16 protein-coding genes are annotated in these 15,457 nt (G+C 61.9%); 8 read left to right on the top strand and 8 right to left on the bottom strand.

The window, feature by feature from the left end; all coding sequences use genetic code 11:
* Nucleotides 1–2: 2 nt before the first annotated feature.
* The 4 genes from livM (at nt 3) to OO258_RS06670 (ending at nt 4,290) form a co-directional block, all read left to right on the top strand.
* Complete coding sequence (gene livM, locus OO258_RS06685; RefSeq protein WP_003249592.1) at nt 3–1,304, top strand: high-affinity branched-chain amino acid ABC transporter permease LivM; 1,302 nt, start codon at nt 3–5, stop codon at nt 1,302–1,304.
* Complete coding sequence (locus tag OO258_RS06680) at nt 1,301–2,176, top strand: ATP-binding cassette domain-containing protein (RefSeq protein WP_266029321.1); 876 nt, start codon at nt 1,301–1,303, stop codon at nt 2,174–2,176. The genes livM and OO258_RS06680 overlap by 4 nt, the downstream gene beginning before the upstream one ends.
* Nucleotides 2,173–2,889: an ABC transporter ATP-binding protein gene (locus tag OO258_RS06675; RefSeq protein WP_266029320.1), complete on the top strand. Its 717-nt coding sequence runs from the start codon at nt 2,173–2,175 to the stop codon at nt 2,887–2,889. Before OO258_RS06680 ends, OO258_RS06675 begins: the two co-directional genes overlap by 4 nt.
* A gap of 636 nt (nt 2,890–3,525) precedes the next feature.
* Nucleotides 3,526–4,290 carry an SDR family oxidoreductase gene (locus OO258_RS06670; RefSeq protein WP_110748084.1) on the top strand — a complete coding sequence of 255 codons (765 nt, stop codon included), beginning with the start codon at nt 3,526–3,528 and terminating at the stop codon, nt 4,288–4,290.
* Nucleotides 4,291–4,339: 49 nt separating this feature from the next.
* Here the strand turns inward: OO258_RS06670 and OO258_RS06665 are convergent, their stop codons facing one another.
* The 4 genes from OO258_RS06665 to OO258_RS06650 form a co-directional block, all read right to left on the bottom strand.
* On the bottom strand, nt 4,340–4,588 hold the full coding sequence (locus OO258_RS06665) for a hypothetical protein (RefSeq protein WP_110748081.1): 249 nt from the start codon (nt 4,586–4,588) through the stop codon (nt 4,340–4,342).
* A gap of 105 nt (nt 4,589–4,693) precedes the next feature.
* Entirely contained in the window at nt 4,694–5,794 is a 1,101-nt protein-coding gene (locus OO258_RS06660) for an AGE family epimerase/isomerase (protein WP_266029319.1), read from the bottom strand.
* A gap of 94 nt (nt 5,795–5,888) precedes the next feature.
* Nucleotides 5,889–6,521, bottom strand: coding sequence for a TetR family transcriptional regulator (locus tag OO258_RS06655; protein ID WP_266029318.1), 633 nt, complete (start codon nt 6,519–6,521; stop codon nt 5,889–5,891).
* A 121-nt stretch (nt 6,522–6,642) separates the two neighbouring features.
* Nucleotides 6,643–7,095, bottom strand: a complete 453-nt coding sequence (locus tag OO258_RS06650) for a phage infection protein (RefSeq protein ID WP_266029317.1) — start codon at nt 7,093–7,095, stop codon at nt 6,643–6,645.
* 340 nt (nt 7,096–7,435) lie between these two features.
* Here OO258_RS06650 and OO258_RS06645 point away from each other — a divergent pair, with 340 nt between their 5' ends.
* Nucleotides 7,436–9,502, top strand: a complete 2,067-nt coding sequence (locus tag OO258_RS06645; protein WP_266029316.1) for an AsmA family protein — start codon at nt 7,436–7,438, stop codon at nt 9,500–9,502.
* Nucleotides 9,503–9,532: 30 nt separating this feature from the next.
* Here the strand turns inward: OO258_RS06645 and OO258_RS06640 are convergent, their stop codons facing one another.
* Entirely contained in the window at nt 9,533–10,063 is a 531-nt protein-coding gene (locus tag OO258_RS06640; RefSeq protein WP_110748063.1) for a ferritin-like domain-containing protein, read from the bottom strand.
* 47 nt (nt 10,064–10,110) lie between these two features.
* Complete coding sequence (osmE, locus tag OO258_RS06635; protein WP_009683294.1) at nt 10,111–10,452, bottom strand: osmotically-inducible lipoprotein OsmE; 342 nt, start codon at nt 10,450–10,452, stop codon at nt 10,111–10,113.
* 123 nt (nt 10,453–10,575) lie between these two features.
* Between osmE and OO258_RS06630 the strand changes: the two genes are divergently transcribed.
* A complete protein-coding gene (locus tag OO258_RS06630) occupies nt 10,576–11,466 on the top strand; it encodes an esterase/lipase family protein (protein ID WP_266029315.1) in 891 nt (296 codons plus the stop codon).
* Here the strand turns inward: OO258_RS06630 and OO258_RS06625 are convergent.
* The gene (locus OO258_RS06625; RefSeq protein ID WP_266029314.1) at nt 11,463–12,335 is read right to left on the bottom strand and encodes a DMT family transporter; all 873 of its coding nucleotides are present in this window, start codon (nt 12,333–12,335) and stop codon (nt 11,463–11,465) included. The genes OO258_RS06630 and OO258_RS06625 overlap by 4 nt on opposite strands.
* A 418-nt stretch (nt 12,336–12,753) precedes the next feature.
* Between OO258_RS06625 and OO258_RS06620 the strand changes: the two genes are divergently transcribed.
* Together OO258_RS06620 and OO258_RS06615 are read left to right on the top strand one after the other, a co-directional pair.
* Nucleotides 12,754–13,041 carry a PsiF family protein gene (locus OO258_RS06620; protein ID WP_110745986.1) on the top strand — a complete coding sequence of 96 codons (288 nt, stop codon included), beginning with the start codon at nt 12,754–12,756 and terminating at the stop codon, nt 13,039–13,041.
* Nucleotides 13,042–13,111: 70 nt separating this feature from the next.
* Nucleotides 13,112–14,119 (top strand): AI-2E family transporter, encoded by a 1,008-nt coding sequence (locus OO258_RS06615; RefSeq protein ID WP_266029313.1) that lies wholly within the window; start codon nt 13,112–13,114, stop codon nt 14,117–14,119.
* Between the two features lie 51 nt (nt 14,120–14,170).
* On the opposite strand, the gene OO258_RS06610 is transcribed toward OO258_RS06615, so the two are convergent.
* Nucleotides 14,171–15,442, bottom strand: a complete 1,272-nt coding sequence (locus OO258_RS06610) for an Hsp70 family protein (protein WP_110745988.1) — start codon at nt 15,440–15,442, stop codon at nt 14,171–14,173.
* Nucleotides 15,443–15,457 lie beyond the last annotated feature (15 nt).

Raw genomic sequence — 15,457 nt, 5'->3', positions numbered from 1 at the left:
ACATGTCGATTGCCAAAATTGCCTCTGCCTCTGAAACCAAAGGTTTCGATATCAAACGCAGTCTGCTCGAGACCATCGTTGCCGGCTTGCTGGCGCTGATCGTCTTCGGCCCGATCGTCGGCGTGGTGCTCGACGGTTATACCTTCAACGCCGAACCTCGTCGGGTGGCCTGGCTGGTCGGCGGGGTGATGCTCGGGCGTTTCCTGCTCAGCCTGTATGTGCAGACCGCCGCCGGGCGGCGCATGCTCGAGGGCTTCGACAGCGGCGGCTCGGGCGTGCATGTGCGCGCGCCGAACTACGTGTCGCGGCTGCGCTACATCATCCCGGCGCTGGTGGTGATTGCCATCGTCTTCCCGATTTTCGCCAACAAGTACCTGCTGACTGTGGTCATTCTTGGTCTGATCTACGTACTGCTGGGCCTGGGCCTGAACATCGTGGTGGGCCTGGCCGGCCTGCTCGACCTGGGTTACGTGGCGTTTTACGCCATCGGTGCCTACGGCCTGGCGCTGGGGTACCAGTACCTTGGCCTGGGCTTCTGGAGCGTGCTGCCGCTGGCGGCCATCGCGGCAGCGTTGGCGGGCTGCATTCTAGGCTTCCCGGTGCTGCGGATGCACGGCGACTACCTGGCGATCGTGACCTTGGGCTTTGGCGAAATCATTCGCCTGGTGCTGAACAACTGGCTGTCGTTCACCGGTGGCCCCAACGGCATGCCGGCGCCATCGCCAACCTTCTTCGGCCTGGAGTTCGGCCGCCGCGCCAAGGACGGTGGGGTGCCGATCCATGAGTTCTTCGGCTTCGAATACAACGCCAACCTCAAGTTCGTGTTCATCTATGCGGTGCTGTTCATGGTCGTGCTGGCGGTGCTCTACATCAAGCACCGCCTGACCCGCATGCCAGTCGGCCGGGCCTGGGAAGCGCTGCGCGAAGATGAGATCGCGTGCCGGTCGATGGGCCTGAACCACGTACTGGTCAAGCTTTCGGCGTTTACCCTTGGCGCCTCTACCGCTGGCCTGGCCGGGGTCTTCTTTGCCACCTACCAGGGTTTCGTCAACCCGTCTTCATTCACCTTCTTCGAGTCGGCGTTGATCCTCGCCATTGTCGTACTGGGGGGCATGGGCTCGACCGTGGGCGTGGTCATCGCGGCGTTCGTGCTGACCGTGGCGCCAGAGCTGCTGCGCAGCTTCTCCGAATACCGGGTGCTGCTGTTCGGCGTGCTGATGGTGCTGATGATGATCTGGCGACCGCGTGGGCTGATCCGCATCAGCCGTACCGGTGTGACCCCGCGTAAAGGAGTGGCGCCATGAGCGACGATATCATTCTCTCGGTCGACAACCTGATGATGCAGTTCGGTGGCATCAAGGCGCTCAGCGATGTCAGCCTGAAGGTCCGGCGCAACCAGATCTTCGCCCTGATCGGCCCCAATGGCGCCGGCAAGACTACGGTGTTCAACTGCCTGACCGGCTTTTACAAAGCCAGTGGCGGGCGCATCGAACTGAACGTGCGCGGTAGCCATACCAACGTGATCCAGCTGCTCGGTGAGCGCTTCAAGGCGGCCGACTTCGTTTCACCTGCGCGCTTTGCCAACCGCATGTACTACAAGATGTTCGGCGGTACCCACTTGGTCAACCGCGCCGGCCTGGCGCGCACCTTCCAGAACATCCGGCTGTTCAAGGAAATGTCGGTGGTGGAAAACCTGCTGGTGGCGCAGCACATGTGGGTCAACCGAAACCTGCTGGCGGGTGTGCTCAACACCAAAGCCTACCGCAAGGCGGAGAGCGATGCGCTGGACCACGCCTTCTACTGGCTGGAAGTGGTCGACCTGGTCGATTGCGCCAACCGCTTGGCCGGCGAACTGTCGTACGGCCAGCAGCGCCGCCTGGAAATTGCCCGGGCCATGTGCACGCGGCCTAAGATCATCTGCCTGGACGAACCGGCAGCGGGCCTGAACCCGCAGGAAACCGAAGCGCTTAGCCGCATGATTCGCGTACTGCGTGACGAGCATGACATCACTGTGGTGCTGATCGAGCACGACATGGGCATGGTCATGAGCATTTCCGACCATATCGTGGTGCTGGACCACGGCAACGTGATTGCCGAAGGTTCGCCGCAGGATATCCGCCACAACCCGACGGTGATCGCCGCCTACCTGGGTGCCGATGAAGAGGAACTGGTATGAGTGCACCCATTCTCGAGCTCAAGGACCTGGACGTGTTCTACGGGCCGATCCAGGCGCTGAAAAAGGTCTCGATGCACATCAACGAAGGCGAGACGGTAAGCCTGATCGGTGCCAACGGTGCCGGCAAGTCCACCCTGCTGATGTCGATCTTCGGCCAGCCGCGGGCGGCTTCCGGGCACATCGTCTACCGCGGTACCGACATCACCCGCAAGTCGTCCCACTACATCGCTTCCAACGGCATCGCGCAATCGCCGGAAGGGCGGCGGGTGTTCCCCGACATGACCGTCGAGGAAAACCTGATGATGGGCACCATCCCCATCGGCGACAAGCATGCCGACGAAGACCTGCAGCGCATGTTCGAACTGTTCCCGCGCTTGAAGGAGCGGCGTAACCAGCGGGCCATGACCATGTCGGGTGGCGAGCAGCAGATGTTGGCGATAGCCCGGGCGTTGATGAGCCGTCCGAAGTTGCTGTTGCTGGACGAGCCATCGCTGGGGCTGGCCCCCATCGTGGTCAAGCAGATCTTCTCGACCTTGCGCGAGCTGGCCAAGACCGGGATGACCATCTTCCTGGTGGAGCAGAACGCCAACCATGCGCTGAAACTATCTGACCGGGCCTACGTGATGGTTAACGGGCAGATCCGCATGACCGGGACCGGGCAAGAATTGTTGGTCAACGAAGAGGTGCGTAACGCGTATCTGGGCGGGCACTAAGTGGTACTCGGGGGCTGATGCGCGGCCTGTCGGAGCGGCCTTGCGTCGCGATGAGCCGCAAAGCGGCCCCCGAAGCCAATGTGGACAACCTGTTTCATCCCCCTCACTGAAGCACTCCCCCAGCTGACCACAAGCCATTGTTTCCACAGGCCCTTTTTGTCCACTGATAATGTGGAGCCGCCTGTGGAAAACATGGTGGCATCTCCCTCGAGCCCTTTGATTACAAGCCCTCCAGGATGGTGGTCATTTTTTGATCACATGCGCCATGTGGATGAATTTCCACCACTTTTCTATTCTCCTGAGATGTCAGGGAATTCGCGTAAAGTCTGTGGATAACTCTGTGTAAAAACCTTGGACAGACTGCTACAGGCAGCATGTTTGAAAGCCTTGCGCCATCACTCTCAAGCTCTCGACCGACCACTCTGCGCTGAAAGGGTTCCGCGTAGTGGACAAGTTGCCCCCAATCCGTGGGGAAAGCCTTGTGGATAACATGCGCATAGCTGCCGCGGAGCCCTCTGCGGCAGGGGTTTGCAGAACATGAACAAAAAGTGAACAGCGGCTTATACAGCTTGCTGCCAACGCCGACCGCGGGCATGCTGCGAAGCTGCCATGAAAACCTACCGTGAGGAACAGAGCATGACGTCCACCGTATTCATTACTGGCGCCACTTCCGGTTTTGGCGAGGCCACTGCCCGCCGCTTCGCCGAAGCCGGCTGGAAGCTGGTGCTAACCGGTCGCCGTAAGGAGCGTCTGGACGCGCTGTGCGCCGAGTTGTCGGCCAAGACCGAAGTCCATGGCCTGGTTCTCGACGTTCGCGACCGCAAGGCCATGGAGCAGGCCATCGCCGGCCTGCCGGCAGGCTTTGAAAAGATCCGTGGCCTGGTCAATAACGCCGGCCTGGCGCTGGGTGTGGATGCCGCGCAGAACTGCAGCCTGGACGACTGGGAAACCATGGTCGACACCAACATCAAGGGCCTGATGTACACCACCCGCCTGCTCCTGCCACGCCTGATTGCCCATGGTCGCGGCGCGTCGATTCTCAACGTCGGCTCCGTGGCGGGCAACTACCCGTACCCTGGTAGCAACGTGTATGGCGGCACCAAGGCCTTTGTCGGGCAGTTCTCGCTGAGCCTGCGCTGCGACCTGCGCGGCACGGGTGTGCGGGTGAGCAATATCGAGCCGGGCCTGTGCGAGAGCGAATTCTCGCTGGTGCGTTTCGGCGGTGACCAGGCCAAGTACGATGCTACCTATGCGGGTGCGGAGCCGATCCAGCCGCAGGACATTGCCGAGACCATTTTCTGGATCCTCAATCAGCCGGCGCACATCAACATCAACAGCCTGGAGCTGATGCCGGTGAGCCAGGACTGGGCGGGGTTCTCGATCGACCGTTCAAAAGGCTAAGCACAAACCGCGAACCGGAAAGGCCCGGTTCGCGGTGTAGCCGGATCGGTCACTTGATGTAGGAGAAGCTGGTTATATCGTGAGGGATGATGCCTAACGCTTGATGGATGTCATTGATGGCGTCATGCAGGCCCATGTCCTCGGCCGTTGCTTCACAATTGATGACACGCCGCAGGCTTAGCAGGTAGCTGAGTTTGCCATGGGAGTGCTCATCGTAGCAGCGGCCCTTATCGATGATCTTTTGTGCCGCTCGGTTGATCTGCTCTTCGACAAATGCCTTGAAGGCTTCTGAATCCATGTTGATAACTCCTGAAAATTCGAAAATGGAGCATCAACATAGGAGTGAGGAGATTGTTCCGGCAGAGGGAAAGGCTCCCCCCTCACAGGTTGGCCCTATGAATAGTCAGGCGTTCGCCTTATTCAGCCCTTCCAGACAGGTGGCCAAGTGATAAGGGGTGGTCGATGGCATGTCATCCCTGCTGACCGCTCCGTCACCACCGCGGCACTCATACCAGCCTGCATTACGCAGGAACCGCGCTGAAAGAGCGCCTAGCTGCCCGGCTATCTTTGCTTCACTGCCCTCACGCAAAGTAAGCGCCCGCAGGTACTCGGCCTGCGCCCAGATACGCTGGGAGGCATCAAGCGTCGAGCCATCCACATTCAGCATTGCCAATACGGCGGCATCTTTTACCCCGAATTGCTCGGCAAAGCCGAACGCCCGGTCGATGGACGCATGAAGCGGCGTTTCACGCAGTAACGGCGAAGTATCAAGGAGGTAAAACCACTCGAACTGGTGGCCTGGCTCAAACCAGTTATCCACAGCCCCGCGTGGCTTTTCCAGCATCAGGCCGTGGGCGGGTTCGATGAAATGCGCTTGCAGTGCTTCGCACAGTTGCAGCAGCGACTGCCGGGCATGTTCGTCCTCGCGCACGGCCAGCACCTGCAGGAAGGCTTCGGCCAGGTGCATTTGCGGGTTCTGCAGCGGACCGCTGCCCAAGTCCGCCCAATCCTCGCCAAGGGTGGCCTCGTACAGGCCATCGTCACGGGCGAACTGCTGGTCGATGATGTCCAGCGCAGCATTCAGGGTGGATTCCACCAGGCTTTCGCGCACCTTGCCCCAATAGTGCGCGCAGGCAAACACGATGAACGCGTGGGTGTACAGGTCTTTGCGCCGGTCCAGCGGTTTGCCCTGGGCGTCGATGCTGTAGAACCAGCCACCGTGTTCGGCGTCGTGAAAGTGCTTCTGCAACGAGCGGAACAATGCGGCGGCACGTTCGGCTGCGCCCGGTTGCTCGATACGGCTGCTGAACAGGTACAGCTGGCGTGCGCAGGCCATGGCGCGATAGCGCTGCACCGGCAAGGGCTGGTGTTGGGCGTCTAGCGCTTCGTAGGGCAGGGCCATGTCGGCATTCCAGCCCGGGCCTTGCCACATCGGCACGATGCGCTCGGCGAAGTGCTGGTTGAAGCGGGCCAGTTCGGGCAGGGTAGGGCGGGGGTCGGACATTTCGGCGCTCGTCGCTGTCGGGCAGGGCGCCATGGTAGCAGAACTGGGGTTTTCGGTAGCCTGTGCCGGTATCAGGGCAAGTCCAGGCTAACGATCAACTCGGGTTGCCGAGCCCTTGCCAATGCCGCGCTCCTACAAAGATGAAGCGTAATTGCTGGGTGATCTTTTCCTGCGGAGTCAGGGCCTGTGGATAACCCGCTTCCGGGCTGTCGATCAGCTCGGGCAGGGTGGCGAAGACCGTCTTCACCACCAAGTCGGCCATTACCGCCAGCGCGGCGTTGTTCAGGTGTTGCCAGCGCTTCATCCGTGCAAGGTCGGTAGCGAGGTCATCGCTGATGTCCTGGCGCAGGCGCGCAATCGCCTGGCGCACGGGCTGTGAGCCGCCGTACTGCTCGCGGGCCAGGAACAGGAACTGCGCCCGGTGGGCGGCCACTACGTCGAGGAAGATGCGCACCGAGGCGTCGGTGATGCCGCCCAGTTCGAATTCGTTCTGGCGCACCAGGCGGATGGTCTGGCGGAAGGTGGTGTCGATTTCGGCGACGAGGGCCAGGCCCAGGGCGTCCATGTCGGAGAAATGCCGATAGAAGCCGGTGGGCACGATGCCTGCCGTCTTTGCCACTTCGCGCAGGCTGATACTGCCGAAACCACGGCCACTCTCCATGAGCAGGCAGGCGGCATCGAGCAGGGCCTGGCGGGTCTGTAGCTTCTGTTCGGCGCGCGGCAGCATGGTGCGGGCTTCTGTGACGGTAAAGCTGGGCACTCTAGTTAAAAAAACAAAGCCCGGTCAATGACCGGGCCGGGAGGGGAGCAGGTGTTGTGACAGTGGTTGTTCTTTTCGACCATGGCAATCAACTCACACGGCTGAGTTCAACCAGGCGATCAGAGCCACCTTCAGCTACGCGGCCGGATTGTTCGATCAGGCGATCAGAGCCACCTTCTGCAACACGACCGGATCGTTCGATCAGGCGATCAGAGCCACCTTCTGCAACACGACCGGATCGTTCGATCAGGCGATCAGAACCACCTTCAGCTACACGGCCGGATCGTTCGATCAGGCGATCAGAGCCACCTTCTGCAACACGACCGGATCGTTCGATCAGGCGGTCCGAGCCACCTTCTGCAACGCGGCCGGATCGTTCGATCAGGCGATCGGAACCACCTTCGGCAACGGTGTTCAGCGGCTGAGCGATTTCAGCAGCGCTGGAGCGGGATTCGGCGGTCAGATGTTGTTCGGCGGCTGGCAGGGCAAAAGCGTTGGCAGCCAGGATGGACAGGGTCAGGGTCAGCAGGTGGCGTTTCATGATCAGGTGCTCCTCTCGGGGGCTGGAAAGTGGGTACGAAGCCAATGCTACGCCGGGTAGCGCCAGAGAGAAGTTCATACGGATAATGGTAACAATCGACCGTATTGATAGAGGTTCGAAACTGCTCTAGACAGCGTCATATAGGGCGCTTGATGGCACTTTGACCCCGTCGATGAGGCGTATCACGCATGGCCTGGCGGGACGAATTGTTGATCAAGGCGCCAGGAAAAACTTCGCTATCATGACGCGACAGATAAAACCCCACGGTTTTTCGTCAGTCCGAGTTATTAAGTGCCACCGCTGTGCCGGTTTTGAGCCATGCCGCAAGGAGAATCACGCAATGACGCGTCCCGCCAGAATCTTCGTCTGGACCCTCGCCACCCTGCTGACAGTGCTGGCCATCCTGGTGGTGGTGATCGCCACCTTCGACTGGAACCGCGTCAAGCCGATGCTCAACGAAAAGGTCTCCGAGGCCCTGCACCGGCCATTCGCAATCAATGGCAACCTGGCCGTGCATTGGCGTACCGAGCCGGAAGAAGGCGGTTGGCGCGCCTGGGTGCCGTGGCCGCACTTCATTGCCGAAGACCTTACCCTGGGCAACCCGGAATGGCTCAAGGAGCCGAAGATGGTCGGCCTGGAGCGTGTGGAGTTTCGCCTCGCACCCCTGCCACTGCTGTTCCAGCAGATCAGCATCCCGCGCATCGACCTGACCAGGCCCACGGCCAGCCTGACCCGTCTGGCTGATGGCCGCGCGAACTGGACGTTCGACTTCGGGCCGAAGGATGAAAATGCAGAACCGTCGAAATGGCAGCTGGACATTGGCGCCATCGGCTTCGACCAAGGCAATGTCAGCTTCGACGACCAGACCCTGAAAACCAGCATGAAGGTGCAGGTCGACCCGCTGGGCAAGCCGATCCCGTTCAGTGACATAGTCGGCAAGGCAAGCGCCGAGAAGGCTGGCGGTACACAGGACTACGCCTTTGGCTTCAAGGCCCAAGGCCGCTACAAGGGCCAGCCGGTGTCCGGCACCGGCAAGCTTGGCGGCCTGCTGGCCCTGCAGGACGCCAGCCAGCCGTTCCCGCTACAGACCGACGTGCGCATCGCCGATACACACGTGGTGCTTGCAGGCACGCTGACCGACCCGCGCAATCTGGGCGCACTCGATCTGCGCCTGCGCCTGTCGGGTGCCAGCCTGGGTAACCTGTACCCGCTGACCGGGGTCACCTTGCCTGACACCCCCGCCTATTCCACCGACGGCCACCTCACGGCCAACCTGCATGCGGCACAAGGCGCCACGTTCAACTACCAAGGTTTCAACGGCAAGATCGGTGACAGCGATATCCATGGCGACCTGGCCTTCGTCGCCAGCCAGCCACGGCCAAAGTTGTCTGGCAACCTGGTGTCCAACCAGCTGCTGTTCAAGGACCTGGCGCCACTGATCGGCGCCGACTCCAATGCCGAGCAGAAGGCGCGTGGCGGCGCTAGCAAGCAGCCAGCTGGCAAGGTGCTGCCAGTGGAGGAGTTTCGCACCGAGCGCTGGCGTGCGATGGATGCCGACGTGACCTTTGCCGGCAAGCGCATCGTGCACAGCGAGCAACTACCGTTCAACGATTTGTCGGCCCACGTGATCCTGGACGATGGTCAGTTGCGCCTTGATCCCCTGCGTTTTGGCGTGGCAGGTGGCAGCCTGGCTTCAAACATCCGCCTGGACGGGCGCAGCGTGCCGCTGCAAGGCCGTGCCCGGCTGACGGCACGAGGCTTCAAGCTCAAGCAGCTGTTTCCCACCTTTGCCCCGATGCAGACCAGCTTTGGTGAGTTGAACGGTGATGCTGACATCCGTGGCCGTGGCAATTCGGTGGCGGCCCTGCTGGGTACCGCCAATGGCGACCTGCGCATGCTGATCAATGATGGCGCCATCAGCCGCAGCCTGATGGAGATTGCCGGTTTGAACGTGGGTAACTACGTGGTTGGCAAGCTGTTTGGCGATGAGGACGTGAAGATCAACTGCGCCGCGGCCGATGTGGGGATCAAGGATGGCCTGGCGACCACACGGCTGTTCATCTTCGATACCGAGAACGCGATCATCTACATCAACGGCACGGCCAATTTCGCCAGTGAGCAGTTGGACCTGAAAGTCACCCCTGAATCGAAAGGGCTGCGGCTGTTCTCGCTGCGTTCGCCGCTGTATGTGCGCGGTGCCTTTGCCAAGCCGAGTGCGGGGGTGCAGGCGGTACCGCTGGCTTTGCGTGGCGCGGGGATGGTGGCACTGGGGGTGGTTGCCGGGCCGGCGGCGGGGTTGCTGGCGCTGATCGCACCGAGCAGCGGGGATGACCCCAACCAGTGCACGCCGTTGCTTCAGCAGATGAAGGCGGGCAAGGCGCCGGCTGCGGTGAAAGCCAAGAAGTGAGAAAAGGGGCCGCAATGCGGCCCCCAGCGATTACAGCCCTTGCAACAGATCGGACATATCGTCAGCGTGTTCTTCTTCCTGCGCCAGGATGTCTTCGAAGATGCGCCGTGTAGTCGGGTCCTTGTCGCCAATGTACTGAATGATCTCGCGGTAGCTGTCGATGGCGATGCGCTCCGCGACCAGATCTTCCAGCACCATCTCCTTGAGTGAATTGCCGGCCACATACTGGGCATGCGAATTCTTGCTCAGGTTATCCGGGTTGAAGTCTGGCTCGCCGCCCAGCTGTACGATGCGCTCGGCCAGCTTGTCGGCATGTTCGGCTTCCTGGTTGGCATGCTCGAGAAACTCGCTGGCAGCCACGCTGGCTTTGATGCCGCTGGCCATGAAGTAATGGCGCTTGTAGCGCAGCACGCACACCAGTTCGGTGGCCAGCGACTCGTTCAACAGGCGCAGGATCTCCTGGCGGTCGGCGTGGTAACCCTCGGTCACCGCGCCTTGTTCCACGTGCTGGCGGGCACGTTCGCGCAGGGTTTGTACATCGGTCAGTTCAGTCGCACTCATGTTTATCTCCGAAAGCATCAGGGTGGTCGTGGCATGTGCCGAAAGACTTACGCGCCGTGTACGGCTTCGCTGTCTTCTTCGCGTTGTTTACACGTTTTGAAACCCTTGGCATCGACATGGCCCGTAGCGTCGAAACGCACGTAGTAGGGCTGCTGCTTGCCGTCATGGTTGAGGATGTAGTCGTTGCAGGTGCCCCCGTGCGGCAGGTCAATCACGTTCGACGGGCTGCCGCCGATGGCGATGACCTTTTGCATGGTCATGCCGTGCTCCACCTGCTTGACCAGCGGTTCATCGCGGTAGGTGACATAGTCCACCGGGTTTTCCGGGCGGCTGCCGCAGGCGGCGAGGGTGGCGCTTGCCAGAAGGATTGCCAGGGTCTGCTTGTACATGGTCCCGCTCCTTGCAAAGGGTCTGTGTGGTTTGGAACCACAGCGCGGGCCGGGAGTTCGATTGCGATGGTCATGAAGACCGCTGTAGTGTTGGCCGATCGTCCACGGAAAGGGGCTGGGGCTATGCAGCAGGAATTGGCCACGCGATACCCGATGGTGCTGGTGCCGGGCATGCTCGGCTTTGTCCGGGCAGTGTTCTATCCCTACTGGTTCGGCATTGTCCCGGCGCTGCGCAAGGGCGGCGCGCAGGTGTTCCCGGTGCAGGTTTCGCCGCTGCATTCCAGCGAGGTGCGCGGCGAGCAATTGCTGGCGATCATCGAAGACATCTGCCAGCGCACCGGCGCCGACAAGGTCAACCTCATCGGCCACAGCCAGGGCGCCCTTAGCGCACGTTACGCCGCAGCCAAGCGGCCTGGGCGGGTGGCTTCGGTCACTTCGGTGGCGGGCCCCAACCATGGCTCGGAGCTTGCCGACCACCTGGAGCGCACGGCCCCGGGCGATTCCCCGCAAGGGCGTATCCTCAAGGCCGTGCTGCATGGCTTTGCCGTGCTTTTGGTGTGGCTGGAAACCGGCTGGCGGCGCGACCCGCTGCCGGTGGACGTGCACGCCTCGCACCAGTCGCTGACCAGTGCCGGCGTGGCGCTGTTCAACCAGGCTTATCCACAGGGCTTGCCAGACACCTGGGGCGGGGAAGGGGCTTATGAGGTCAATGGCGTGCGCTACTACTCCTGGTCCGGTACCTTGCAGCCCGGCCTGACCGACCAGGGGCGCAACCGCTTTGACGGCAGCAGCCGTTTCTGCCGCCTGTTCGCGCGCAGCTTCGTCAGGGAAAAGGGCCACTGCGACGGTATGGTCGGGCGCTTCAGCTCGCACTTGGGGCAGGTGATCGGCGACGATTACCCGCTTGATCACCTGGATATCGTCAACCAGTCGCTCGGCGCCGTGGGCAAAGGCGCCGAGCCGGTGCGGCTATTCACCGAGCACGCCGCGCGGCTCAAGGCAGCCGGGCTTTAGCGGCGGACTGGCGTGGTCCAGCGCTCGGCCAGCACCACACCGGCCAGGGTCAGCAGGCCGCCGACCAGGTGGTAGCTGGCGAGTTGCTCGTTCAGCACCACGGCGGCGATCAGCGCGGTGACCAGGGGCAGCAGGTTGAAAAACAGCGTGGTGCGGCTAGGGCCCAGGCGGTGCACGGCCTTCATCCACACCAATGGCGCGATCATCGAGGCCAGTACGCAGGCATACAGCACCAGGCCGATGTTGTGGCTGGTCAGGCCGGTCTTGTCTGACAGCAGGAACAACGGCAGCAACACGATGATGGCCACCAGCACCTGCAGATACAGCAGTTGCATCGGAGGCAGGCGCAGCTGCCATTTCTTCAGTAGGAAGCTGTACAAGGCATACGCCAGGGTGGCCACCAGCATCAGCAGATCACCACTGTTCAGGCCTTGCTGCAGCAGGCTGACCGGGTGGCCGGCGCTGACCACTTCCAGCACGCCCAAGAACGACACCAGCGCGCCGAGCAGGGCGCCGTAGCTCAGGCGCTGGCCCAGCCAGGCAATGGACAACGCCAGTGACATCAGCGGCATCAGCGAGAGGATGATGCCCATGTTGGTGGCGCTGGTGATGCCGGCGGCAAAATAGGCCAGGCTCTGGTACAGCGCCATGCCCAGCACGCCGAGCACGAACACCTTGGCCAGGTGCGGTCGGATGGCGGCACGGTTGCGCCACACGGCGGGTAGCAGGAACGGGGTGAACAGCAGCCCGGCCAGCAGCCAGCGGTAGAAGCCGATCTCGGCGGGGTGAATGGCACCGGCAGACATCTTGGTGACCACGGTGTTGCCGGCCCAGATGAGGATGGCGGTGAGGGGGAACAGATAATTCATGTAGCAAGGGTACTCGCAAAGCAGTGTGTGGAGGCGTTGGCCGTTACAGCAGCAGCGCCTGTCAGATCGAGCGCCGCCCGCGCGGCGCATCGCGAGCTGCGCTCGCTCCTACGTTTTTTTCGTGCCAATTATGCCTGTGGGATTTGCGCGCGAACGCCTTGGCGCATGGCGCGATGTTGCGTCATACAAAAAGGGGGCCGCGCGCGCCTGTCACAGGCGTTACTGGCCCGAAACAAGCGTAGGAGCGAGCGCAGCTCGCGATGCGCCGCGCGGGCGGCGCTCGATCTCTGCAACACCCCAGAACTCACGTCATGCATCCCTTGCCCCCGCCTCGCCAGGCGCGAAGGGGCGCTGAGGATTCTTGGCTACACTCAGCTCGACCCCCGTGCATCGGGCGCGGAGCCAAGGAGACCACTCCATGAAAGTGCTGCACATTCCGTTACTGGCGCTGGCGCTATTGTTCAGCGCGCAAGGTTTCGCCGCCAATACTGCGCAACAGGAAAAGATGAAAACCTGCAACGCCGACGCCACCACCAAAGCCCTAAAGGGTGATGAGCGCAAGGCTTTCATGAGCACCTGCTTGAAGAAGGATGTGCCACAAACCCAGCAGGAGAAGATGAAAACCTGCAACGCCGACGCTACCACCAAGGCCCTGAAGGGGGACGAGCGCAAAGCCTTCATGAGCGACTGCCTGAAGAAGAAGTGACCTGCGCCTATGCCTGCAGCCCCAAGGCTGGCAGACTGCGGGCATTCCTGCTGTCTGCCGTCGAGGCTGTATGACTTTCACCCCCCGCCAGATGACCCTGGCCAGTCTGATCATCGTCATGGCCGGGCTGCTGCTGGCCTTGCCCCTGAAATTGCTGCCCAGCCTGCTGGCCGGGCTGTTGGTATTCGAACTGGTCAACATGCTGACCCCGCGCCTGCAGCCGCTGATTGCCGGGCAGCGCGCCCGCTGGTTGGCCGTGGCGCTGCTGGGCACATTGGTGGTCTTTACCCTGGCCTTGCTGATTGCCGGTGCTTTCAGTTTTCTGCTGCACGAGGCGGAAAACCCCGGCGCCTCGCTGGACAAGTTCATGGCCTTGGTCGAACAGGCCCGCAGTCAGCTGCCGCCGTTCATCGAAGCCTACCTGCCTGCCAGTGCCGCCGAATTCAAGGTGGCCATCGGCGACTGGATCAAAAGCCACCTGAGCGATCTGCAACTGGTGGGCAAGGGCATGGCGCACATGTTCGTGACGCTCCTGATCGGCATGATCCTCGGTGCCATCATCGCCTTGCAGCGCATTCCCGACGTGTCCCGACGCAAGCCATTGGCGGCGGCGCTGTTCGAGCGCCTGAACCTGCTGGTGAAGGCGTTTCGCAACATTGTCTTCGCGCAGATCAAGATTTCGCTGCTCAACACCACCTTCACCGGTATCTTCCTGGCCGTGGTGTTGCCCCTGTTCGACGTGCACCTGCCGCTGACCAAGACGCTGATCGTGCTGACCTTCCTGTTGGGCCTGCTGCCGGTGATCGGCAACCTGATGTCCAACACCCTGATCACCATCGTTGGCTTGTCGCTGTCGATCTGGGTGGCGGCGGCGGCGCTGGGTTACCTGATCGTCATCCACAAGGTCGAGTACTTCCTCAACGCGCGGATCGTGGGTGGGCAGATCAGTGCCAAGGCGTGGGAGCTGCTGCTGGCGATGCTGGTGTTCGAGGCCGCGTTCGGTCTGCCCGGGGTGGTGGCGGGACCAGTCTACTATGCCTACCTCAAGAGTGAGCTGAAGCGGGCGGAGCTGGTCTGATTCAGGATTAGCCTGTGCCGGCCTTTCGTGGGCACAGGCTGAAGGGATGGCTCAGGCTGCGCCGTAACGCTTGCGCGCCTCAATGGCCAGCCCGCTACCAATGCTGCCAAAGATATTGCCTTCCACGTGCCGGGCATTCGGCAGCATCGCCGAAACGCTGTTGCGCAGCGCCGGAATCCCGCTGGAGCCACCGGTGAAGAATACGGTGTCGACCTGCCCTTCATTCACCCCGGCCTTGGCCAGCAACTCGGTCACGCTACCGCGTACACGTTCCAGCAACCCTTCGATGGCATCTTCGAACAACACCCGGGTCAGCTCCGCAGTCAGCTCGGGCTCGACCCGGCGCAGGTCGATGCGGCGGCTGTCATGCTCGGTCAGTTCGATCTTGCTGGCTTCCACTTCCATCGCTAGCCAGTGGCCGGCGCGCTGTTCGATCAGCTTGAACAGGCGGTCGATACCGAAGCTGTCCTCGATGTCGTAGCGCATGCTGCCCAGCGCCAGTTGCGACTTCTGCGAGTACAAGGCGTTGATGGTGTGCCAGGTGGCCAGGTTGAGGTGATAGCTGGTCGGCATCAGCGCGCCGCTCTTCATCCGGCTGCCGTAGCCGAACAATGGCATCACGCCCTGCAGGCTCAACTGCTTGTCGAAGTCGGTCCCGCCGATGTGCACGCCACCGGTGGCGAGGATGTCGCTCTGGCGTTCGGCTACCAGGTGGCGCTCGGGCGACAGGCGGATCAGGGTGAAGTCCGAGGTACCACCGCCGATGTCGACGATGAGTACCAGCTCTTCACGGCTGATACCCGACTCGTAGTCGAAGGCGGCGGCAATCGGCTCGTACTGGAACGACACGTCCTTGAAGCCGATCTTGCGCGCCACCTCGGCCAGGGTGTCTTCAGCCTCCTGGTCGGCGGCCGCGTCTTCGTCGACGAAGAATACCGGCCGGCCCAGCACCACTTGGTCGAATTCACGACCTGCGGCGGCCTCGGCGCGCTTCTTCAGCTCGCCGATGAACATGCCCAGCAGGTCCTTGAACGGCAAGGCGCTGCCCAGCACACTGGTGTCATGCTTGATCAGCTTGGAGCCCAGCAGGCTTTTCAGCGAGCGCATCAGGCGGCCTTCGTAGCCTTCCAGGTACTCGTGCAATGCCAGGCGGCCATATACCGGGCGCCGTTCCTCGATGTTGAAGAACACCACCGAAGGCAAGGTGATCTTGCCGTCTTCCAGGGCAATCAGCGATTCCGCGCCAGGGCGGTGCCAGCCTACCGTGGAGTTGGAGGTGCCAAAGTCGATGCCCAGGGCGCGGGCCGGGGATACGTCAGACATGGGGAAATAGCTTCC

The sequence above is a fragment of the Pseudomonas sp. DCB_BI genome, from assembly GCF_026240995.1.
In the GTDB taxonomy this organism is placed as follows: Bacteria; Pseudomonadota; Gammaproteobacteria; order Pseudomonadales; family Pseudomonadaceae; genus Aquipseudomonas.
This window is presented reverse-complemented; position numbering and strand designations above follow the sequence as displayed.